The sequence below is a fragment of the Pseudomonas sp. BIGb0381 genome (assembly GCF_024809815.1).
In the GTDB taxonomy this organism is placed as follows: Bacteria; Pseudomonadota; Gammaproteobacteria; order Pseudomonadales; family Pseudomonadaceae; genus Aquipseudomonas.
This window is the reverse complement of the sequence record NZ_JANUEN010000026.1, coordinates 1-1272: the sequence shown is the minus strand read 5'-3', so window position 1 is coordinate 1272 and position 1272 is coordinate 1. Positions and strand designations below refer to the sequence as shown.

The 1272-nt window shown below is 55.0% G+C and carries 2 protein-coding genes; both read left to right on the top strand.

Annotated elements, in window-relative coordinates; genetic code table 11:
- Nucleotides 1–81: 81 nt before the first annotated feature.
- Nucleotides 82–384: a transposase gene (locus M2397_RS30655; protein WP_339451327.1), complete on the top strand. Its 303-nt coding sequence runs from the start codon at nt 82–84 to the stop codon at nt 382–384.
- Nucleotides 381–1217, top strand: coding sequence for an IS3 family transposase (locus M2397_RS30250; protein ID WP_405046506.1), 837 nt, complete (start codon nt 381–383; stop codon nt 1215–1217). Before M2397_RS30655 ends, M2397_RS30250 begins: the two co-directional genes overlap by 4 nt.
- Nucleotides 1218–1272: the final 55 nt, after the last annotated feature.

The window sequence follows — 1272 nt, the reverse complement described above, 5'->3', positions numbered from 1 at the left end:
GGGGGCAAGCTGAACTGGCCTAATGATTTTGGACACTTCAATCGGGCGCTATGATAGCGCCCAAATCTGAGGTGTTTGGATATGCGTAAATCTTATTCGAGTGAGTTCAAGCTCAAGGCTGCCAGCATGGTGTTGGATGAAGGTCAGCCGGTTACCGAAGTCTGTGCCACCCTGGATATCGGCCCCACAGCCCTGCGCCGCTGGGTCGATCAAGTGCAAAAAGAACGCTTGGGCTCGACCCCGGTAGGGGCCAAGGCGATTACTGCTGATCAACGAGAAATCCAGAGGCTCAAGGCTCTGATAAGAGAAAAAGACCTGGATATCGAAATTCTAAAAAAGGCCAGTGCTCTCCTGCTTTTGGACGCCAAAGATCATTCACGTTGATCGATGAGCTGGACGAGCGGTACGGCGTTAAAAGGTGTTGCCGGGCGTTTGGGGTCAACCGCAGTAGCTTCTACGCCTGGCGCCAGCGCCAAGGCAGAGCAAATCCTGAAAGGGACAAGCTCAAAGCCGCGCTGGTCAGGCACCACAAGGCATCCAGAGAGTCGGCCGGCGCACGTACTTTGTCCAAGGAGCTGCAAGCCAAAGGGCATCGTATCGGGCGTTATATGGCTCGCAGTTTGATGCGCGAAGCTGGCATCGCCAGTCGTCAGCGCAGGCGCCATAAGTACAAGTCGCCGGGCGTAGAGGCCTTGGTGGCGCCGCATATGCTCAAGCGGAAATTTGATGTGACGATGGTTAATCAGGTGTGGTGTGGCGACGTAACCTACATCAAGGTCGGAAAGCGGTGGATGTACTTCGCCGCTGTTCTGGATCTGTACGCTCGCAGGATCGTGGGCTGGTCGTTCTCGATGATTTCTGATGCCAACCTGACCTGCGAAGCGCTGCGCATGGCGATTGAGCTACGCGGCCATCCCCGGGATGTGTTGTTTCATTCGGACCAAGGTTGTCAGTACACCAGTCATAAATTCCGAAACGAGCTGCTGAAACAAGGGTTTAGGCAGAGTATGAGCCGTAAAGGCGAGTGCTGGGACAACGCCCCGATGGAGCGTTTCTTTGGCAGCTTGAAATCAGAGTGGGTGCCTGAAACGGGCTACAAACTGGAACATGAGGCCCGAGCAGACGTGCAGCGCTATGTCTCGCGCTACAACATCAGCAGGCCTCATAGCTACAACGACTACCGGTCGCCGGTCGTGAAGGAAAGGTTGGCGGCGTGAACCTTAATCAGTGTCCAAGATTACTTGACCAGTTCAAGCCCCCTCCCACATTTGA